The organism is Nocardia gipuzkoensis (genome assembly GCF_021183645.1).
In the GTDB taxonomy this organism is placed as follows: Bacteria; Actinomycetota; Actinomycetes; order Mycobacteriales; family Mycobacteriaceae; genus Nocardia; species Nocardia abscessus.
In genome coordinates this window covers 6514884-6532745 of record NZ_CP089225.1, presented here as the reverse complement: position 1 = coordinate 6532745, position 17862 = coordinate 6514884, and the positions used below count along the sequence as shown (strand labels likewise).

General features: G+C 67.3%; 17 protein-coding genes. 9 read left to right on the top strand and 8 right to left on the bottom strand.

Annotation, left to right across the window (positions count from 1 at the left end; all coding sequences use genetic code 11):
• Positions 1 to 111: 111 nt before the first annotated feature.
• The 3 genes from LTT66_RS29790 to LTT66_RS29780 form a co-directional block, all read right to left on the bottom strand.
• Positions 112 to 1155: an LLM class flavin-dependent oxidoreductase gene (locus LTT66_RS29790; RefSeq protein WP_233061891.1), complete on the bottom strand. Its 1044-nt coding sequence runs from the start codon at positions 1153 to 1155 to the stop codon at positions 112 to 114.
• Between the two features lie 33 nt (positions 1156 to 1188).
• The gene (locus tag LTT66_RS29785) at positions 1189 to 2010 is read right to left on the bottom strand and encodes a DUF1684 domain-containing protein (RefSeq protein WP_233061890.1); all 822 of its coding nucleotides are present in this window, start codon (positions 2008 to 2010) and stop codon (positions 1189 to 1191) included.
• A gap of 338 nt (positions 2011 to 2348) precedes the next feature.
• Positions 2349 to 2840: an anti-sigma factor antagonist gene (locus tag LTT66_RS29780; RefSeq protein ID WP_233061889.1), complete on the bottom strand. Its 492-nt coding sequence runs from the start codon at positions 2838 to 2840 to the stop codon at positions 2349 to 2351.
• A 128-nt stretch (positions 2841 to 2968) separates the two neighbouring features.
• On the opposite strand from LTT66_RS29780, the gene LTT66_RS29775 reads away from it, so the two are divergent.
• A complete protein-coding gene (locus LTT66_RS29775; protein ID WP_181721860.1) occupies positions 2969 to 3571 on the top strand; it encodes a TetR/AcrR family transcriptional regulator in 603 nt (200 codons plus the stop codon).
• 41 nt (positions 3572 to 3612) lie between these two features.
• On the opposite strand, the gene LTT66_RS29770 is transcribed toward LTT66_RS29775, so the two are convergent.
• Positions 3613 to 3774 (bottom strand): hypothetical protein, encoded by a 162-nt coding sequence (locus tag LTT66_RS29770; RefSeq protein ID WP_233061888.1) that lies wholly within the window; start codon positions 3772 to 3774, stop codon positions 3613 to 3615.
• A gap of 294 nt (positions 3775 to 4068) precedes the next feature.
• Here LTT66_RS29770 and LTT66_RS29765 point away from each other — a divergent pair, with 294 nt between their 5' ends.
• From LTT66_RS29765 to LTT66_RS29755, 3 genes are all read left to right on the top strand, one after another.
• Positions 4069 to 5034, top strand: coding sequence for a ketopantoate reductase family protein (locus LTT66_RS29765; RefSeq protein ID WP_233061887.1), 966 nt, complete (start codon positions 4069 to 4071; stop codon positions 5032 to 5034).
• Between the two features lie 2 nt (positions 5035 to 5036).
• Complete coding sequence (locus tag LTT66_RS29760) at positions 5037 to 5363, top strand: ArsR/SmtB family transcription factor (RefSeq protein WP_233061886.1); 327 nt, start codon at positions 5037 to 5039, stop codon at positions 5361 to 5363.
• Positions 5364 to 6018: 655 nt separating this feature from the next.
• Positions 6019 to 6642: a hypothetical protein gene (locus tag LTT66_RS29755; protein WP_233061885.1), complete on the top strand. Its 624-nt coding sequence runs from the start codon at positions 6019 to 6021 to the stop codon at positions 6640 to 6642.
• 108 nt (positions 6643 to 6750) lie between these two features.
• On the opposite strand, the gene LTT66_RS29750 is transcribed toward LTT66_RS29755, so the two are convergent.
• A complete protein-coding gene (locus LTT66_RS29750; RefSeq protein ID WP_233061884.1) occupies positions 6751 to 7209 on the bottom strand; it encodes an SRPBCC family protein in 459 nt (152 codons plus the stop codon).
• Positions 7210 to 7357: 148 nt separating this feature from the next.
• Positions 7358 to 8812, bottom strand: a complete 1455-nt coding sequence (locus LTT66_RS29745; RefSeq protein ID WP_233061883.1) for a serine/threonine-protein kinase — start codon at positions 8810 to 8812, stop codon at positions 7358 to 7360.
• A gap of 241 nt (positions 8813 to 9053) precedes the next feature.
• On the opposite strand from LTT66_RS29745, the gene LTT66_RS29740 reads away from it, so the two are divergent.
• From LTT66_RS29740 to LTT66_RS29730, 3 genes are all read left to right on the top strand, one after another.
• Entirely contained in the window at positions 9054 to 9533 is a 480-nt protein-coding gene (locus LTT66_RS29740) for a hypothetical protein (RefSeq protein ID WP_233061882.1), read from the top strand.
• A gap of 98 nt (positions 9534 to 9631) precedes the next feature.
• Positions 9632 to 12322, top strand: a complete 2691-nt coding sequence (locus LTT66_RS29735; RefSeq protein ID WP_233061881.1) for a tetratricopeptide repeat protein — start codon at positions 9632 to 9634, stop codon at positions 12320 to 12322.
• Between the two features lie 190 nt (positions 12323 to 12512).
• A complete protein-coding gene (locus LTT66_RS29730; protein WP_233061880.1) occupies positions 12513 to 13250 on the top strand; it encodes an IPT/TIG domain-containing protein in 738 nt (245 codons plus the stop codon).
• 209 nt (positions 13251 to 13459) lie between these two features.
• Here LTT66_RS29730 and LTT66_RS29725 read toward each other — a convergent pair whose 3' ends face one another.
• Complete coding sequence (locus LTT66_RS29725; protein WP_233061879.1) at positions 13460 to 14116, bottom strand: TetR/AcrR family transcriptional regulator; 657 nt, start codon at positions 14114 to 14116, stop codon at positions 13460 to 13462.
• A 203-nt stretch (positions 14117 to 14319) separates the two neighbouring features.
• On the opposite strand from LTT66_RS29725, the gene LTT66_RS29720 reads away from it, so the two are divergent.
• Positions 14320 to 15612 (top strand): oxygenase MpaB family protein, encoded by a 1293-nt coding sequence (locus LTT66_RS29720; RefSeq protein WP_233069441.1) that lies wholly within the window; start codon positions 14320 to 14322, stop codon positions 15610 to 15612.
• A 72-nt stretch (positions 15613 to 15684) separates the two neighbouring features.
• A complete protein-coding gene (locus tag LTT66_RS29715) occupies positions 15685 to 16749 on the top strand; it encodes a lipocalin-like domain-containing protein (RefSeq protein WP_233061878.1) in 1065 nt (354 codons plus the stop codon).
• A gap of 138 nt (positions 16750 to 16887) precedes the next feature.
• On the opposite strand, the gene LTT66_RS29710 is transcribed toward LTT66_RS29715, so the two are convergent.
• A complete protein-coding gene (locus LTT66_RS29710) occupies positions 16888 to 17841 on the bottom strand; it encodes a sterol desaturase family protein (RefSeq protein WP_233061877.1) in 954 nt (317 codons plus the stop codon).
• Between the last annotated feature and the right edge of the window lie 21 nt (positions 17842 to 17862).

Below are 17862 nucleotides of genomic sequence, written 5' to 3'. Positions count from 1 at the left end.
CCGCACCGGCATCGAGCCGGCTACCGGCCTGCGCGATCGTCGGGGCGTCGGCTGCCGAACTGCCCGGTGTGAACGACGTGCGATGTGTAACCCCAGCTCGATACAGCTGAGTCACGCCGACGCGGCCACCTCACCGCTGTCGTACTCGATGCCGGGCTGATCCGGCGCGGGCCGGCGTCCCAGAGCGGGCGCGATCAACTCCACTGTGTCGTGCAGGATCTGCTCGTAATCGGCGCGACGGAACTCGTACGGCAGTTCCAGTCGCAACTCCGACGTCCGCGCGAGCACCGGATCGGCCCGCAGCCGGTCGACGATCTCCTCGGCGGTGCCGACCAGATCCGGGGCGAACAGGATGCGCCGCTCCCCCTGCGGTGCGAGGGTCCGCTCGTGCCGACCGGCCGCGTACTGGCGGTACCGCGCACGGGTCGCGCGGTCGGCACTGTCGAACGGGACGATCACCCGCCCCACCGCGACCCGGGCGGGCCGGGCCGGATCCACCGATCGGCGATACTCGTCGATCAAGGCCAGCTGGGTCGTGCTGAAATCGTCGCTGCGATCACCGAAGACGATGTTCCCGGTCAGCAGGTTCAGTCCGTTCTCGCCTGCCCAGCGGACCGAGCGGGTACTGCCGCCGCCATACCAGAGCCGGTCGATCAAGCCGGGATTGTGCGGCTGCAACCGAGGCCGCTGCGTGTTGCCCGGGGAGTGGATCACCGTGTCGGCAGCACCGAGGTAGTCGCCGCGCAGGTTCTCGATCAACCGGGCGATCCGTCCGTAGGACAGGTCGTAGGTGCGCCAATCCCCGTCGAAGACCAAGTGCCCGATCAGTTCGGCATGCGGCGGGGTGCCCGCGCTGAACCCGGCCTGCAACCGGCCCCGCGACAGCACGTCGGCCAGCGACAGGTCCTCGGCCAGCCGGAACGGGCTCTCGTAACCGATGGGAATCACCGCCGTGCCCAACTCGATCCGGCTGGTGCGCTGCCCGGCGGCGGCGAGGAACACCGCCGCCGATCCGACGCCGTGCTCGAGATGCCGCTGCCTGATCCACGCACCGTCGAAACCGAGGCGCTCGCCGTACTCGAACAGCTGCAGCGTGTCCTCGAGCCCCGCGTAAGGGTCGTCGTCGGAGTAGTTGCCCGGAGTCAGGAACGACAACGTCCTGATCTGAGGTGTGGGGTCGCTCATCGTTCAGCGGCGCTCGAACGGGATCTTCTCACCGGCTTCGATCGCGACCGGCAGGCGGTTCTCCGCCGGCGGCAACGGGCAGGTCGCCAGGTCGGTATAGGCGCAGGGCAGATTCGCGGCTCGGTTGAAGTCCAGCCGCACCGTGCCGTCGGCGGCGGGCGGCGCCAGGTGCAGGACGCGGTTGGCGGCGTAGGTGGTGACCCCGGAGGTCTCGTCGGTGAACAGCACGGTCAGGCTGCCGGGATTCTTGCCGTCGAACGCGGTCAGGCGTAGCGGCTTGCCGTCCAGCTCGAACTCGATCTGCCCGGGTGCGTCGTAGACGTGTTCGAGCCCTTCGACGGCGGCGCCGACGGTGGTCGGCCGGGGCTGCGCGAACGGCACATACCGGCCGGTGACCACCCACCGCGGATCCGGCGCATAGGCGGGTGTGCCCTGGAACGCCGTGCGCAGCGGGTTACTCGGGTGTCGTGGCCGAACGATGTCGTGGCCGCCCCGCTTGGCGACCTCGATCACCGCGTCGCCCCACACGGCATCGACACCACCCCGTTCGGGGATGATTCCGAACACGTACCGGCCACGCACCGCCGTCCCCTCGATCACCAATTCCTCACCGTCGTCGAGAACGACGGTGACACCCTCGGCGTCGGCCGACCAGGATCCCGGGGCGTCCGGCAATCGCTGCGGTGTCTCGGTGAGCCAGTGCAGGTCGGTGATCGCCAGGAATCCGTGCGGGTCGGCCAAGCGCGCCTCCTGCCCCCGGTGCCAGTCCTGCCAGTCCGCGATGAAGGCGTCGGTCGGGGCCGGGGCGGCGGTCTGCGCTGTCATGTGGTGCTCCTCGTCTGGAAGCTCTGCCTGTCCTGGGTTCGGCACTGCCCGCGACGCCGGGAATCGGCGTGCAGCGGCTCTGCCCAGGACGACGACGTACAGAGGTGATACCGGATTCAACCGAATCTGCCCGCCGACGAACAGGATTGCGATCAGCTCGAACGCAATCCTCCACCCGGCGACGTCCGGCGACGCGGCACTCGCGCCCCGCCGATCAGCCCGGCACCACTTCCGTGCAGCGGCCGACACCGTTCCCAGTACTGCTCCCACCCTGACCGCACTCGTCGGACGGCTCGCGGGTACGGTGCAACGACAAATGCCATCACCAACGGGCCGACCTACGCAGACGGGTCGTCTCTGTGTCGCACCGGCGCGACGGCATTACACCGCCCCGCGATGGGCGAACGCCCGCTCGGCGGCGACTCCGCCAATGCGTCCTCGACACTGGGGTAGACGGGGAGTAGGACGTCCAGTTCGAGAGCGGTCGCCACGCGGCCCACAACCGACCCGCTGCCGACCACGCTCAGCCGGATACCGCGACGCCGGCATCGCTCGGATTCCTCCGCCAGGACAAGCAACGAACGGCACGCCATGAAGAAAATACCGCTGGTGTCGATCACGAGAGGGGCGCCTGTCGAGGCCGCCGCGACAGCCTCCGACAACAGTCGACGCCACGTCGGCAACGTGTAGGCATCGACTTCGCCATGGGCGTGGACGACGAACGCGCCAGCGCGGCGTTCGATGGTCGCGCTCAGTCGCAGACGAGCGTCGTCCGGCTCATCGGCCGGGGGTGGGCGGGAGGCGGCGAGGGCGTGTAGCGCTGTGCTCATATGGGCACTCGATTCGTTTCGCGCCTGAGGCGCTCGACAGTCTGGCCCACCCTGCGTCCTCAAGACAGACCTGTCTTTCTTTCCTAACATAGACAGGTCTGTCTGTACAGCGTTATGGTCATAGGGAGATGGAGACCCCCAACCTTCCGCGGACCGCACCCGCCCTCTCTGCTCGCGAGCGAATCCTGAACACGGCTTACACGTTGTTCACCCGCCGCGGCATCCGAGCGGTGGGTACCGAGGAGGTGATCGCGGTGTCCGGCGTGGCCAAAGCGACGCTGTACCGGCATTTTCCGTCCAAGGACGATCTGGTGCTCGCCGTGCTCCAGCGCCGCGAGCAGCTGTGGACACTCGGCCTGGTCGAGACCCAATCCCGCCTGCGCGGTGACACACCGGAAGGTCGACTGCTGGCGATCTTCGACGTCTTCCACGACTGGTTCCAGAAACGTGAGGACTTCGACGGCTGCTCGTTCATCAACGTGCTGCTCGAACTCGGCGCCGGGCATCCGGCCGGTCAGGCGAGCATCGGATACCTCGACAATATCCGGGCCATCGTCCGCGGCCGGGCCGAGGCGGCCGGGCTGCGCGACCCGGACGATTTCGCCCGCTCCTGGCACATCCTGATGAAGGGCTCGATCATCTCCGCCGCCGAAGGCGACCTCCAGGCCGCGCAGCGCGCCAAGCTCATGGCTCGCGCGCTCATCGAACAGCACCGACCGGTCGAGCCATAGCGAAACGGGCACCTCCGACCGGGAGGTCCGACCGGGGGCGGTCACCAGGGCAGCGCGCCGTACTCCTCGTCTCCGGTGGCGCCCCAGCGGTAGCCCCACAGCTGCCCGCCCGGGCCGTCGGCCGGCAAGGTCGCGAGGTGCACGGCCACCTCGACACCCTGCGCCGCGGTGCGAAAACCGGTGTTGCCATCGGCGTGTCCCACAGTTCCTTGGCGTACATGGCCGTCACCATGGTGAGCGCGGTCTTCGACGACGGGTACGCGATCGCGGCGAGCGTCCACAGGGGCCCGTCCGGATCCATCATCAGCGTCAGCGACCCGACCTCGCTCGACACGTTGACGATACGACCAGCGTCGTCGCGGCACAGCAGATCGTCGGCTGAGGTCGTTTGCGCCTGTGGCGCCAGACCCGTCTTCAGCGGCTTGCGAGCCGAGACATGAGCTGGAGCCGCCGCTATCATCCATATATCCAAATTTTTCGATATATGGATGGTTAGTATGGACATCTTGATCGTGGGCGCAGGCGCGCTCGGCCAGGTCTACGGAGCCGAATTGGCGCGTGGCGCAGCGACTATCAGCTATCTGGTCAAGCCCAGACAGTTCGAGGAGATACGCGGCGGGGTGACCGTGACGCGACTGCGCAGGTCGCGCGGCCCCGCAACGACATCGCTGGCCCCCACACGCGTGTACACCGACCCCACCGCGGTGGCCGGCACAGAATGGCACAGTGTCTGGCTTATGGTCGACTCGACGGCATTACACGGCGCATGGCTGCAGTCGTTGCGTGAGGCCGTAGGTGAGAGCACCATCGTCGCGCTCGACCAGAGCCTCGGCGACCGGCCCGTACTCGCAGCCGTATGGCCCGAGGACCAACTGGTCGCGCTCACTGTCGCGGATCTGGCCTGGGCCGCGCCCCTGGGAACCGAGCACACCGACCACACCGCCTACTACCGTCCACCGACTGGCGCTGCGATGCTGGCCGGTACACCGGAGCGGGTCGCGCCCTTGCGGGCGGTGTTGCGGGGTGCGGGCAGCCGGGTCCGAACCGGCCGGGTCGGCAACGGCGTTGCTTATGCCGCGCAGACTGTGCCGTATGTGGCGTTACTGGAGATCGCGGGCTGGTCGTTCCGTGCGTTGCGCACCGACACCTCCCTCGCTGCCCACGCGGCGTTCGAGGCCGCCACGATCGTGGCGGCCGAGCGAGGGCTGGCTGCGCCGCCGCACCCTCGGGTGCTCGACCTGCGGATGCGGGCGATGATGCGGCTGTTACCCGTGCTGGCCCCTTTCGACGTGGAGCACTTTTGGCGGGTGCATTGCACCAAGATCGGCCCGCAAACGCGGGCGATGCTGCGCGGCTGGGCCGATCTCGGAGAGCAACGCGGGCTGCCGGTGGCCCACTTGCGCAACCTCGACGCCGCGATGCCACCCCGCGCGACGCCCCGCGCACGACCCGAAACAATATGAGAATGCCGACACATGACATTCCCGCATTGTTCCGGGCGGCCCGGCCGTTGCTGACCGCGCTCGGCGACGAACGCCGCCAGGAAATCGTGCAGCGGCTCATCGAGGCGGGCGGAGTGCTCAGCGTCGGCGAGATCGCCGATGCCATCGAACTCTCCCAGCCTGCTGTGTCACATCACCTGAAGATCCTGCGCGACGCCGGCGTTTTGGGCGTGCAGCGTGCAGGCACAACGCGGCGCTATGTCCTCGAGGTCGGCTCGGGCACGCTAGAACCCTTGATCGACATGGTCCAAGGAATCACCGAATGCCTCGCCGAGCAGATCGGTCCCTGACAGGGTCTACTGCTGAACGGCACAGCCAGAGGCAGTTCAAGACCTATCCGCACATCGGCATCAGCGATGCGTTTACCTCTCGCCCGACCGAAGCGTGCCGGGCTTTGAAGACCCTCGATGGCTCGGCCACAAGCAATGCTCAAACCACCGCAATGTGCTCGCGCAATGCCACACAATAGCGAAACCGCCGGTCGATAACCGGCGGCTTCTTCATCAAGTGGGCCTAACGCTCCACAACCCGAACCCGTTGACGGTTGAAGGACACCCGGACCGCGGAGTTCGTGAAGGTCTTCGAGAACACGTTCCGGCTGGTCCCCTCGGCCCCTGCCGCAACGATGGCACGCCGCCGCCGCACACGGGGTCGGCACCGATGCTCGCGCCGAATACCTGCACGCCTGTGAACATGGCGGCGTGGCCTACCGGCTGAACCACGACCGCCTTCAGCGCCACAATTACTGGGCCGATCTGTACCACCCGGGGGCGCTGAGCGGTTCGGTCGCGGCTTGCCCGATCGCCGCCGCCCGAGGCCACCTCTCTACACTGAGAGCCCCCTGCAACCGGGTCTGTGCCTTGTCCGAAACGAACCTCGACGGAGAAGCTTATGTCCGGCCGACGAAATCATCAGCGGCAGAGCAGAGTTGGTCGCCCCGATGCCGTGCCCCCGGTCCGTTACCCGTCCCGGTCCACCATCGAATCCCTGCTTCCCGCCATGATCGCGCGCCGCAGCAGTGCCCCGGCCATCGACCCGGATCTCGTGCACGTCTGGGGTTTCACGGGCACCGGCGAGAACGACGCCGCAAGTGCGGCGGGCTTCGCGGCGTTCTCGCCCGGCGACAGCGTTGTGACCGCGGGCTCTCCGATCCTGGACATCGCCGGGCGAATGATGACCGGAATGGGCGGACGGCTCTGGGGATTCGGGCTGGCCCACCGTGCCGCCGCGGACGCCGTCGCCCGCGGGATCGACGGCGACTCGGCCGAGGCGACTACGACGCCGCCGTCCGGGCCGCCCGGGCCATCCTCCGCCGAAGAAGTCTGGGCCGCCACCATCTTCGACGCCCGCGGAAGAGAATTCACCCAGTTGCGCTACGTGCACCTGGCCGAGCTCGAGCCGATCACCTTCGACGGCGACACACTGGACCAGCGCAGCACCATTCACGACTGGATCGACCGTGTGGAGGCCGGAGTCATCTCGGCCCACGTGTGGGCCGCCGCGCTGGCCTTGGACGCAGACCGCAACCGAGCGGTCCTCGGCGAACTCGAGCACCGGCTGCTGGGATGATCGGGACTACCGATCGGCCCCGCTCCGAGAGCAGCCGCCGACGATCGCTTCCTACCGGCGGCAACGCGATCGCGCAAACCGAAAATTCGGTGACGCCCCGCCATAGTGCTACGGATTCGGATATCCCGTGGTGAGGTCGCGAGACGCGGTGTCGAGGACCCGATTGAACGCGTAGGTGAAAAGTGGCCGCACCACAATACGGGTGAGGGCCGCGCCGACGAGCGGCAATCGCAGTTGCGCCGTGGTCGTCCAGACCACGTGGGTGCCTTCGGGGGTCTCGGTGCAGCCGACACGGCCGCATTCGTGCCGCGAGGGCGGGATACTGCGGTAGACGTGATATTCGAACGAGTGGGGTGGATCGTAGGCGGTAATGCGTTCCCAGAAGCAGCCGACGGCCCAGATCAGCACTCGAATCGCGCCTCGGCCGTAGGGCGCCCCGTCGCCGGGGACGGCCAGGCGCTCGTGCAGGACCAGGCCGGTGCGGGTGTAATTGTGCGCGTTGCTGATCCAGTCGAACACCGCACCCACCGGTGCGGAGATTGTGCGCTCGACGGTGATCGTTTCCATGAGCAGCCCCTCCCGATAGTCCGACTGCCGCCTGCGGCGTCGCCGTCGCGGTGTCGAACACTTCTACTACAACCGATAGTAGAGGCTGTGCGCTCGGCTGTCAGTACGCCTGCCCACGGGCCCACGGTGCGTCATCCGCGCCGCGGGCTCATCTCCGGGTCCGGGAACGTCGGTAGGCGAGCCAGCGGCCGGTCGAAGGGGACAGAGTGCACGACAATCCCGTGAAGGCGAAAATCAGTATCGTGCCGAAGAACACCGTGTCTGCGCGGGTGCTTCCGCCCAGGCTTGCTCCGATGGCGATCACAGCGAGCAGCGTGATGATCCCGGTGCCGAGGGCCACCGCCACGCGACCGGCGCGCCTGCGCGCGAAGAGCGCGACGGAGCCGCCGAGCAGCAGCAGCGACATCGCGGAACTGAGTGACATCGGGACGAGAAGTTCGAGCAGGAGAGCGCGTGTCGTCCGGCCTGGGCCGGTACTGCGCCGCGCGGCCAGCTCGATGACACCCTGGACGACGATCACGGCCGACAGCAGACCGAAAGCGAACGAGACGACGGCGCCCGTTCTGGCGAGGGCGCCGGACGGCCGGCGCGAATCGTCCACTGGAGCCGAAGGCCGCGAGGTCGGTCCGGACAAGGCGCGCCGGGCCGGGTCCGGAGGCGGGTTCAGCAAGGTGGGTGCCGGACGAGGCCACGGGTCGAGCGCCGTAACCGGGTAGGCAGGGTGCTGATTCACGACGGTCCGGGCCGGAACGGATCGCGCGAAAGGAGCGTCGCCTCGCAGGGCCGCTGCGGCTGCTGCCGCGAAGTCGCCGCAGCCGGCGAATCGTTCGTCCCGGTGCTTGGCCATCGCCCGCGCGATCACGGCGTCGAGTGGCGGTGGCAACTCCGGACGGGTATCGCTGAGCCGCGGCACCGGCTTCACGAGGTGACCTGCGACGATCTGACCGGGATTGGTCGAGGGGAACGGCGGTTGCCCCGCCAGGAGGGTGAACAGGGTGCAGCCGAGGGAATACTGGTCGGCGCGGTGATCGACCGGCTCACCGGAGAGCTGTTCGGGTGACGCGTAGGCGAGCGTCGCGGTGAACGTTCCGGTCGCGGTCAGTTTGGTGTCCGCGTCGAGCAGCCGCGCGATACCGAAATCCGTGAGCACGGCGCGGGTTTCCCGGCCCGCTTCCGGCTCCGCGATCAGAATGTTCGCGGGCTTGATGTCGCGATGCAGCACACCTTTGCTGTGGGCGTAGTCGAGCGCGTGCGCGGTATCCGTGACGATGCGCAGGACACTTTCCGGGCGCGTGGTGTGCGGATCGAGCCGAGAGGCGTCCGTTCCGCGAATGTATTGCATGGAGATCCACAGATACCCGTCCTGCGTGCCGCGGTCATAGACGCCGACGATGCCCGGATGTTCCAAGCGCGCAACAACATTTGCCTCCTGCTCGAAGCGCCGCCGCAGCTCCTCGTCCTCCGACACCGCACGGTTGAGCAGCTTCAGCGCGACAAGTCGCGGCAGGCGCGGGTGCCGAGCCAGATAGACGGTACCCATGCCGCCATGCCCGAGCACGCCCTCGATCACGTAGCCGGCGAACGACTCGTGCTGCCTCAACACCCAGGCCCCCCTTCGACCGCACCCACCCGGACCGAGGGCAGCATAACGCCGCCGCCGGACCCGATACCCCCGGAGCCCGCGGCAACTACGTACCAGATCAGATGGTTGTACTTTCGGTTTGGGCGCGACGGCCGCGTGCCCGCTCGTGCTCCTGCCACTCAACGGGCCTGGGGGCGGGTCGCTTGCCAGGACCGGGCACACTTGATCTACTCGTCCTCGTCACCACAGAGGGGGGATTCGAATGGACCCGGTCACCATCGTCGCCACCGCGGTCGCCATCGGTGCCGCCGCCGGTCTCACCGATACCGCCGAGCAATCCGTGACCGATGCCTATGGGGCGTTGAAGGACCTGCTCACACGCCGTTATCGCGATGTGGACCTGGCGCAGGTCGAGGCCGCCCCGGACTCCGCCGCCCAGCGGGAATCTCTCGCGGGTGCGCTGGATGCGCACGGCGCCGCCGAGGACCACGAATTGCTCGCCGCTGCACGGGAGCTCATCGAGGCGGCAGCGCGGGCGGACGTGGGCGCCGCCGGGGTCGACCTGGCCATGGTCGAGGCCGCCGCGCTGCGGATCAGCCGCGTCACCGCGACGGGCACCGGTGTGCGGGTGCACGGTGGACGGTTCAGCGGTGATATCCACATCGAGGACATCGATGCCGGGGGCGGTGACACGTCACACCCCGGCCCGGCGCGGCGGCATCCACCGACGCCCCCGCGCTGACCACGAACCTCGTCACTCAGCTTTCCGACGTCCACGCCCGCGACATCTATTTCACCGCGGGCGTTCGCGTGTCGTCGCCTGCCACGAGCGTGGTGGTCGTGGGCCGTATTCCCCGTGAGCCACCGCAGTTCGTCGTCCGTGCCGAACTGGCGCGCCTGCGCCGAGCACTGGAGCGACCAGCGGCGGCCGTCGTCATCACCGGACTGCGCGGCGTGGGCAAAACCCATCTCGCAGCCGCTCACGCACGCTCGCTGTTCGGTTCCGGCCACGGTCTGGTGGGCTGGGTCAATGCCGAAACGCCGGACAGCACGCTGTCCGGACTCGCCGATATCGCGGAGCGGCTCGGCATCGCCGACCGCGACGGCGACTCGGCGGTATCGGCCCGGCGGTTGCGCGATCACCTGTCCGGTGGCACCGTTGCGGCGTTATTGGTGTTCGACAACGCCACCGAGGCCGACCATCTCCGGGACCTGCTGCCGACCGGTGCCCGCACGCGCATTCTGATCACCAGCGTCGACCGCACCTTCGCGACCCTCGGCGAGGCGGTCGACGTCACCTGTTTCACTCGCCCGGAATCGGTGCGCTACCTCGCCGAGTCGACGGGCCTCGGTACCGACGGCGGTGCCGATCAGGTCGCCGAGGACCTGGGCGACCTGCCGCTCGCCCTGTCCGCCGCGGCGGCGACCATGGTCGGTCGCCGCCTCGGCTACGCGCAGTATCGGCAGCTGCTGCACGACAGCCCGCTGCCGACGGCGTTGCGGCGCAGTGCGGGCCACGACTATCCACGGTCGGTGGTCCAGGCGATCTCATTGTGTATCGACACCACCGAGGCCGTCACCGACGATTACGAGCTCGCCCTCGACGTCGCCTGGCTTCTGGGTGCGATGGCCATGCTCTCACCCGGTGGCGTACACAGATCCCTGTTCGCCACCAGCCCAAGGCGAATCGACGAGGCGCTGGAACGATGCGTGGCTGGTTCACTGCTGTCCTGGTCGACTTCGGGCGAGGCACTGATCATGCACCGGCTGGTGAGCCGTGTCCTGCGGGAACGCGGTCGAAATGCGCCGCGCAGCAGCATGTTCCGGCGCGCGGCCGCGGCGTTGCGCGGCCAGGGTCCCGCTACGCGGTCCACCGTGGAACTCGTCCGGTCCGCGCTCGCCGTCATCCTGCGCAATATGTTCCCGCCGTCGCAGGCGTGGGCGCGCAGGCAGGAGGGTGCTCATCTCGTCGATCAGATCGACGCGCTGTGGGACACCGGGATGGTGGACCTCAGCACCAGAAAGCACTCGACGGCGATGATCGCCGCTCGCAGATGGGCGGTCGAGCAGCTGACCGAGGCCGCCGACACCGCCAGAGCGCTGACCCTCGCGCAGGACGTCGTCATCTCCAGCGAGCAGATCCTCGGATCCGGCCATCCCGATACGTTCTTCGCCCGGAATCTGCTCGCCAGAGCCCACCTGGCCGCCGGTCGGCCGGACGAAGCAACCAGCCGACTCGAGGCGTATCTGACCGACGCCGTGCGAATTCACGGACCAGCCCATCCCGTCACGCTCGTCCTGCGCTTCCAGCTCGCGGACACGTATACCCAGGCAGGACGTTTGGACAAGTCCATGGCGCTGCACATCGAGAACATCGCGCACAGCAGGCAGGTATTCGGTCCGGAGGCGCACGAGACCCTCAACTTCCGCAGTGGACTCGCTCAGGTCCACCTGTCGGCCGGTCACCTCGCGGACGCGATCGCCGTCTTCGAGGAACTCTTGCCGGCCTACCTGCGGGCACTCGGCGCCGATCACGTCGATTCCTTCTTCTGCCTGCACAAACTCGCTCGCGCCTACGGAGCGGCAGGACGCGTCGAGGAGGCGGTCCCGCTCTTGCGGAAGAACCTCGACGACGCCATGCGGATCTTCGGAAGCGATCATCCGGTCACACTGGCCTGCCGCAACAACCTCGCCGAGATCTACGACGCCACCGGCCGAGCCGACGAGGCCGTCCGCCTCGGCGAGGCCAACCTCGTCGAGCGGCTGCGGGTCCTCGGGCCCGACCACCCGGACACCCTCACAACCCGCCACAACCTCGCCTGCGCCTTGCAGACAGCCGGGCGGCTCGCCGACGCCACCACCCTGTTCGAAACAAATCTCGCCGATTTCCACCGGATCCTCGGCCCCGACCATCCCATCACCCTGCTCACGCAGGGCGGGCTGGCCATCGCCTACAGCGCCGCCGGACGCCGGGACGAGGCGATCGCCATACAGGAGTCCGCCCTACGGGACCGCCTCCGGATTTTCGGTCCGGACCATCCGGATACGCTCAAGGCGCGCAACAACCTCGCCGATGCTCTGGGGGTGCGGGAACCCCTCCGAGCCATTCCCTTGCTGGAGACGAACGTCGCCGCCAGCGCGCGAGAACTCGGTATCGATCACCCCGACACCCTGTTCTACCGGCACAATCTCGCCGCCGCCTATCACGCGGCAGGCCGCATCGATGACGCCCTCACCAACTTTCAGGCCACGCTGGCCGACCGCCTGCGCGTCCTCGGTCCGGACCACCACGCCACCCTCGCCTCTCGCGACAGTCTCGCGGCCGCGTACCGGTCGGCCGGCCAACTGGACACGGCCATCGAATTGCTGGAGGCGAACCTCGCCGCGTACCACCGCGCTCTTCCTGACCACCCCCGCCTCCGGAGCACCCGCGCCGCGCTTGCCGACACACTCCGAGCAGCAGGCCGACTCGACCGAGCACTCGAGGCCGGTCGGCAGCCCGATGCCGCGAACCCGCGATCGCTGAACTGAACTCTCGTACTCTGCCCAAATTATTCGGCCGAGGCGGCGCTTCAATCGATCCATCCGTAAAAACGGACGAAAACGGATCGCGATATGCATTGTCCGAGTGGCGGTTCGGAGTCCTTAATAGTTACAGCCGGGCAACCAGCAGGTCGAGCGCCCCCCGGTACAGGTAATCAGCAATCAAGGAGGCAATGCCATGCCTACTATCAGTTCTGTATCGCCGACCACGGGCCCGACTTCCGGGGGCAACAGTGTAGTCATTACCGGGACCGGGTTCACCGGTCCGACCACGGTGCGGTTCGGCGGCACCGCAACGACTTTCACACTGGATTCCGCTACACAGATCACGGCGATCGCCCCGCCCGGCAGCGGCACGGTCGACATCACGGTCGCGAATGCGGGCGGGACGAGTAACGGGTTTCCCTACACATACGCCGTGCTGCCTCCTGCGGTCGCCTCGATAATTCCCAATTTCGGTCCGGCGACCGGGGGAACTCTGGTTGCGCTGATCGGCACCGGGTTCACCGGTGTCACCTCGGTCAACTTCGGTGCGACCCCTGCCACGTTCTTCATCCCGGTGACCAGCACGCTGATCATCGCGATCACCCCGCCCGGAACGGGCACCGTGCCGGTCACGGTCACCAATTCGGCCGGAACCAGCCCGGGAGTTCCGTTCACGTATGTGTCCGTGCCGACGCTGGTTTCGGTTACACCGAATACCGGGCCGGTGACCGGCGGTACCACGGTCACCATTACCGGCACCGGGTTCACCGGCGCCACCGGTGTCTTTTTCGGGGTGCTTCCGGCAGCTTCGTTCACGGTGAATTCCGATACGCAGATCACCGCGGTCACCCCACTCGGGTTCGGTACTGTGCCGATCACGGTCACGGCACCGGGCGGAATCACCACCGGGGTTTTCTTCACCTACGCCTGACGGTCCCAACCGCACGAGTCGCAGTATGAGAATATGTCCTGCGCAGGGCGGTGGCGACATTCGCGAATCCGAAGAGGCCGACGCCATTTCGCGGGCGGCCTCTTCGGCCTGCCGAGCAGGTTTACCAGATAAATATGCGGCCGACTGCTGGTTCTCAGCTCGGATGCCCCCGCGCCGCGACCACGAGCTTCAGCAAGGCCGGTAAGAGGTCATTTCGGAGCGGGGGTGGTCAGCAGAACGAGGAGGGCTCGGGCTTCCTCGGCGGTCGGCGTGGGCAGGCTGCCGCGACCGTGAATGAACCCGATGCCCAGGTACACCATCGCACCGGCGCGCAGGCGGGCGTCTTCCGGAGCGAAGCCCAGTTCCAGTAGCGCTTTCTGCACCGTTTCGAAGATCTGCCGGTCCAAGGCGCGCACCGTCGCGGCCACCTTCTCGTCGCTTCGCGCCCACTCGCGGACAGTGGCTTCGGTGACCCAGGTGCGTTCGATGAGGTTGGCTGCCATATTGGCGATGCGCTGTTCGACGGGCACGGACTCCATCGCCCCGAGCGCACGGATGATCTCGCTCTGCAGCGCGCTCCACCGATCGGCCATCGCCTCCATGAGTTGTTCGATGTCATCGAAATGCCAGTAGAAACTGCCTTTGGTGACGCCGAGTTCCTGGCACAGCCGGGGAATCCGGACGGCCGAGACCCCTTCGCGGGCGAGCAGCGCCAGAGCCCCGTCGACCCACGCCTCGTAGGACAGACGCGGGGTTCGGCCACGGCCGCGTTGCTGTGCCGCCGCCTTCCGCGAACGCCGGGCCGCCGACCCCACGGCGCCGACCTCAGCGGGCCGTACGCCGTCGGCGGACCGGTCCGCTGTCATCGGCGCGGCCGTAGGTCGATGGAATTCACCTCTCGATGGTAGGTGAACCCGTCAGGGACCTGCTTCAGCGCGGCGACCGGCGCTTCTGCTGCGGACACTCGGAGAACCTCGATTTCCATTCAAAAAGGTACCGACAACTATACCCGATGGTATGGTCAGCGGGCCGACCGGCTCGGACCGCATCGACAGAGGAGAAGTCGTTCATGTCAGTGGAAGTCCCGCCTGCGGACGGCGACGTCGTCGACGAGCAACCGGCGGTGAAGTGCCCGACCGCGTTCCGATACTGGGAAGCACGCCGCACTCCCAGGGTTCGGCGCATCGAGCGTCTCTTCGCGAAAGTCACCGGGACCGAGCTGTTTCCCACCGATGCGCAAGCTGTCGCCTTGTGCGAGGACCTCTTCACGGGCGATCCGGTCGCGGAACGGTTCGTCGCTGAAGTGATGCACGGCGAGATCGGTCCGCAAGCCGGGCGCCGGATGCTGGAAACGGCGCTGACCCAGGGTATCGACGCCGTGCCGGACGCGCCGGAATCGATGCGCGCGCTGTTCGAGGAGTTCGAGACGGTGCCCGAGTGGGTGGTGCCCGAACTGGTCGAGCAGGGGGCGGCGATCTGGCGGCGGTGGGGAACGATGCTGTTCAGCTTCGCGGGCGCGGAAACACTCGAGATGTACACCGAGGCCGCTGTGGCGACGCCGTTGTCGCTGGCCGGCGGATACGCCGGGGACAGCGCGCTGCGCCGCTTCCTGGAGACGACCCGCTTCTGGATCGATGTCTCCGAGCCCCGCGCACTGCTGACTCCGGGATCGGCGGGACGCGCCACGGCGCTGAAGGTGCGCATCATGCACGTCTCGATCCGCGCGAAAGTCGCCGGGCATCCGGAATGGGACATCGAACGGTGGGGTCTGCCGATCAGTCAGACCTATCAGATGCTGACCTTGCTGGGCGGCAGCGTCACCCCCGGACTCGGCTTGTGGGCGCTCGGCTACCAGACGACGCCGTCGGAAATCCGCGCGCTGCTCCACTTTCAGAAGTACATGGGTTACCTGCTCGGGGTACGGCTGCGCTGGTATCCGGAAACCGTCCTCGATTCGTTGCGTGTGCTGGCCATGACCATCGCCTCTCGCTCCTATGACGCGGGCAAGCATGGTGCGGAGTTGATCGAGTCCTATCCGGTCGCGTTCGCGCCTCGCGACGGCCACCGGGGTCTCACGAGACTGCGTGAGACGTACAACTTCCGCATCAACTCCGTGTACTCCGCGATGTACATGGCTCCCTGGACGAGGCGTCGCTACAAGATGCCCCCGGCCTTTCCCTGGGTCGCTATCCCGATCGCGCGCTTTCCACTGATCACGGCGATGGAACTCCTGCGCAGGGCGTGCCCACCCTTCGCGCGCGCACACGAGAGGCTCATGCTCTGGCATCGCGAGAACTGGTATCGCGCTCAGATGCAGGGCCGCGAAGCGGCTTTCGACGCCGGCGGGGCGCTACGCCGATGACCTTCGCGCCGCGCCGACCGGATCCGAACGCCGCCACCGCACGCCGTCGGGTCCACCGACACGAAAGCAGCCATGAGTACCGCAGAAATCGTCGAAGTGTGGAACGGGCCCGGACGCCGGGACGGAGTGCTGACTCCCGTGGAGCCGCAGCACAACGGCCTCCATCCGTCACCGAGCAAATCGGCCTTCGAACACTGGTATTTCGACGCACACCTCGACACCGGGCACGTGGTGATCGGATTCCTGACCAAGCGGCGGCCCGAGGATCTTCCCTACGCCAAACCCTGGGTGGAGATGATCGTTTACGCGCCGGATGGAACCCGCCGCCAGGTGTCCAGGCGGTATCCACGGGCGGCGGCGGTGTTCTCGGCCGAAGCCTGCGGCGTACAGATCGGCGCCAACCGCGCGCACACGGAGCACCCGGCGGATGGGCTGCCGATTCACCATCTGCACATGGCCGAGGACGGAATGGTCTTCGATCTGCGATTCCACAACGAAACCCCGAGTTGGATGCCGGGCAAGGGAGAAACCCGTTTCGGGAGCCGAGATTCGTTCGGGTGGATGGTGGGGGCGCCCCGCGCCCGGGTGACGGGCGCCATCGAACTCGACGGCACCCGGCACGAGGTCACCGGGCGCGGATACCACGACCACAACTGGGGCGTGGGCGACATGAAGAAGATCATCGACCGCTGGCACTGGGGTCGCCTCTACGTCGAGGACTATTCACTGCTCTACGCCTCGGTGCTGACCCAGCAGCGTCAGGGTGGGCACGAGATCAGTCCACTGATGCTCGCCCACCACGCCGACATCGTGTTGTCGACCGGCGAAACGATTCTCACCGAAGGTCCGGCGCGCTTCGACGCCGTCGCCGGCCGAACCTATCCGGAATGGATCGAGTTGCGGGTGCCGGAAAGCGTGGATCTGCGCTTGGTCGTCGACAAGGTCATCCACGCCCACGACCTGATCGATGACATCCCCGTCGCCCGCTCACGACTGATCAAACCGCTGGTACACCGGCTGGTCGGGCATCCAGGCTACTTCCGGTTCGAGTCGTCGTTCGAATTGACCGTCCACACCGCGACCGGCGTCGAGAAGCGCACCGGCTCGACGTTGCACGAACTGGTCGCCCTGGCCTGACCCGGGCCACCCAGTTTCCGGAGAGGGAAACCCGCCCAAAGCGGTCAGCATCTGATTCGACACCTCCCGCAGCTGGGCGGCGGCCTCCGTGTCGAGTGCGGCGGCTCTCGTCGCTGCGTGGCGTGCAGCCGGTAGCGGTCAGGACACCGTCTGACGATCTGGGCCCGACGGGTCAGGGTCGGCCGATCGCGCATATTCCGCTGGGGCTGGGACGCCCGCGGCGGTGAACTGGCAGGAGCCGTGCGCGGTGAACGGTTCCGCGAGTTGGGCGAGATAGCCGACCGGGTAGTGGGGTTTGGCGGCCATGCCGAGGTCGTCACTGCTGAAACGGCGGGCGGGATCGTAGCTGTAGGTGCGCAGCAGGTGATCCCAGAGCAGGGTGAACAGTCCGAAGTTGACGTCACCGATGCCGGCCCATTTGAGGTGGTGGAATCGATGACCTTCGTTGAGGGCCAGCACACGCGTGAACGGGCCGACGCGGTAGTCGGCATTGGAGTGTTGCAGCAGAAGTTGCACGGCCACGGCGAGCGACAGGGCACCGGCGACCGGAACGGGTATGCCGAGCAGCAGCAGCGGAGTGACGCCCGCGGTCATCTCGATGGTCTGGTGCAGCGGGTGTTTCATCAGCCCGTTGAGGCCGTAGAACCGTTTGACGCTGTGGTGCACGGCATGGAAGCGCCACAGCACACCGATTTTGTGGCTGGCGTAGTGGGTGAGAGTGATGCCGAGATCGGCGAACAGGATCGCGATCAGCACTTGGACGACGAAAGGGAACGTCGCAGGCCAGATTCCGTCGCCGGGAAGCAGTGCGGCGAGTGCGGGGACGGCGGCCACGCTGGCGAGGATGAGTGTTTCGTTGACGAAGGCGTGAGCCGAATCGCGGCCGGAATCCTCGTGCGAGCCATTCCAAGTCGACTCGTAGGGCAGGACGTGTTCGGCGGCGAACGACAGGGCGACCGCGACGACCAGCAGGGCGAGCAGCCATAGTTTGCTCGCGCCGGAGGCGGCGACGGCGATGCCGACGCCGTTGACGCCGAGCAGCATGAGCGGCGCGTAACCGTAACGGACGGCCGGTTGGACAAGCGTGATCATGGCTACAGCGTCGCCGGACGG

What these genes read in the sequence shown, in the direction of transcription:
- LTT66_RS29785 (WP_233061890.1), bottom strand. Translation starts at nt 2,010, where the DNA reads ATGACAGCGCAGACCGCCGCCCCGGCCCCGACCGACGCCTTCATCGCG.
- LTT66_RS29780 (WP_233061889.1), bottom strand. Translation starts at nt 2,840, where the DNA reads ATGAGCACAGCGCTACACGCCCTCGCCGCCTCCCGCCCACCCCCGGCC.
- LTT66_RS29775 (WP_181721860.1), top strand. Translation starts at nt 2,969, where the DNA reads ATGGAGACCCCCAACCTTCCGCGGACCGCACCCGCCCTCTCTGCTCGC.
- LTT66_RS29765 (WP_233061887.1), top strand. Translation starts at nt 4,069, where the DNA reads ATGGACATCTTGATCGTGGGCGCAGGCGCGCTCGGCCAGGTCTACGGA.
- LTT66_RS29760 (WP_233061886.1), top strand. Translation starts at nt 5,037, where the DNA reads ATGCCGACACATGACATTCCCGCATTGTTCCGGGCGGCCCGGCCGTTG.
- LTT66_RS29750 (WP_233061884.1), bottom strand. Translation starts at nt 7,209, where the DNA reads ATGGAAACGATCACCGTCGAGCGCACAATCTCCGCACCGGTGGGTGCG.
- LTT66_RS29740 (WP_233061882.1), top strand. Translation starts at nt 9,054, where the DNA reads ATGGACCCGGTCACCATCGTCGCCACCGCGGTCGCCATCGGTGCCGCC.
- LTT66_RS29730 (WP_233061880.1), top strand. Translation starts at nt 12,513, where the DNA reads ATGCCTACTATCAGTTCTGTATCGCCGACCACGGGCCCGACTTCCGGG.
- LTT66_RS29725 (WP_233061879.1), bottom strand. Translation starts at nt 14,116, where the DNA reads ATGACAGCGGACCGGTCCGCCGACGGCGTACGGCCCGCTGAGGTCGGC.
- LTT66_RS29720 (WP_233069441.1), top strand. Translation starts at nt 14,320, where the DNA reads ATGTCAGTGGAAGTCCCGCCTGCGGACGGCGACGTCGTCGACGAGCAA.
- LTT66_RS29715 (WP_233061878.1), top strand. Translation starts at nt 15,685, where the DNA reads ATGAGTACCGCAGAAATCGTCGAAGTGTGGAACGGGCCCGGACGCCGG.
- LTT66_RS29710 (WP_233061877.1), bottom strand. Translation starts at nt 17,841, where the DNA reads ATGATCACGCTTGTCCAACCGGCCGTCCGTTACGGTTACGCGCCGCTC.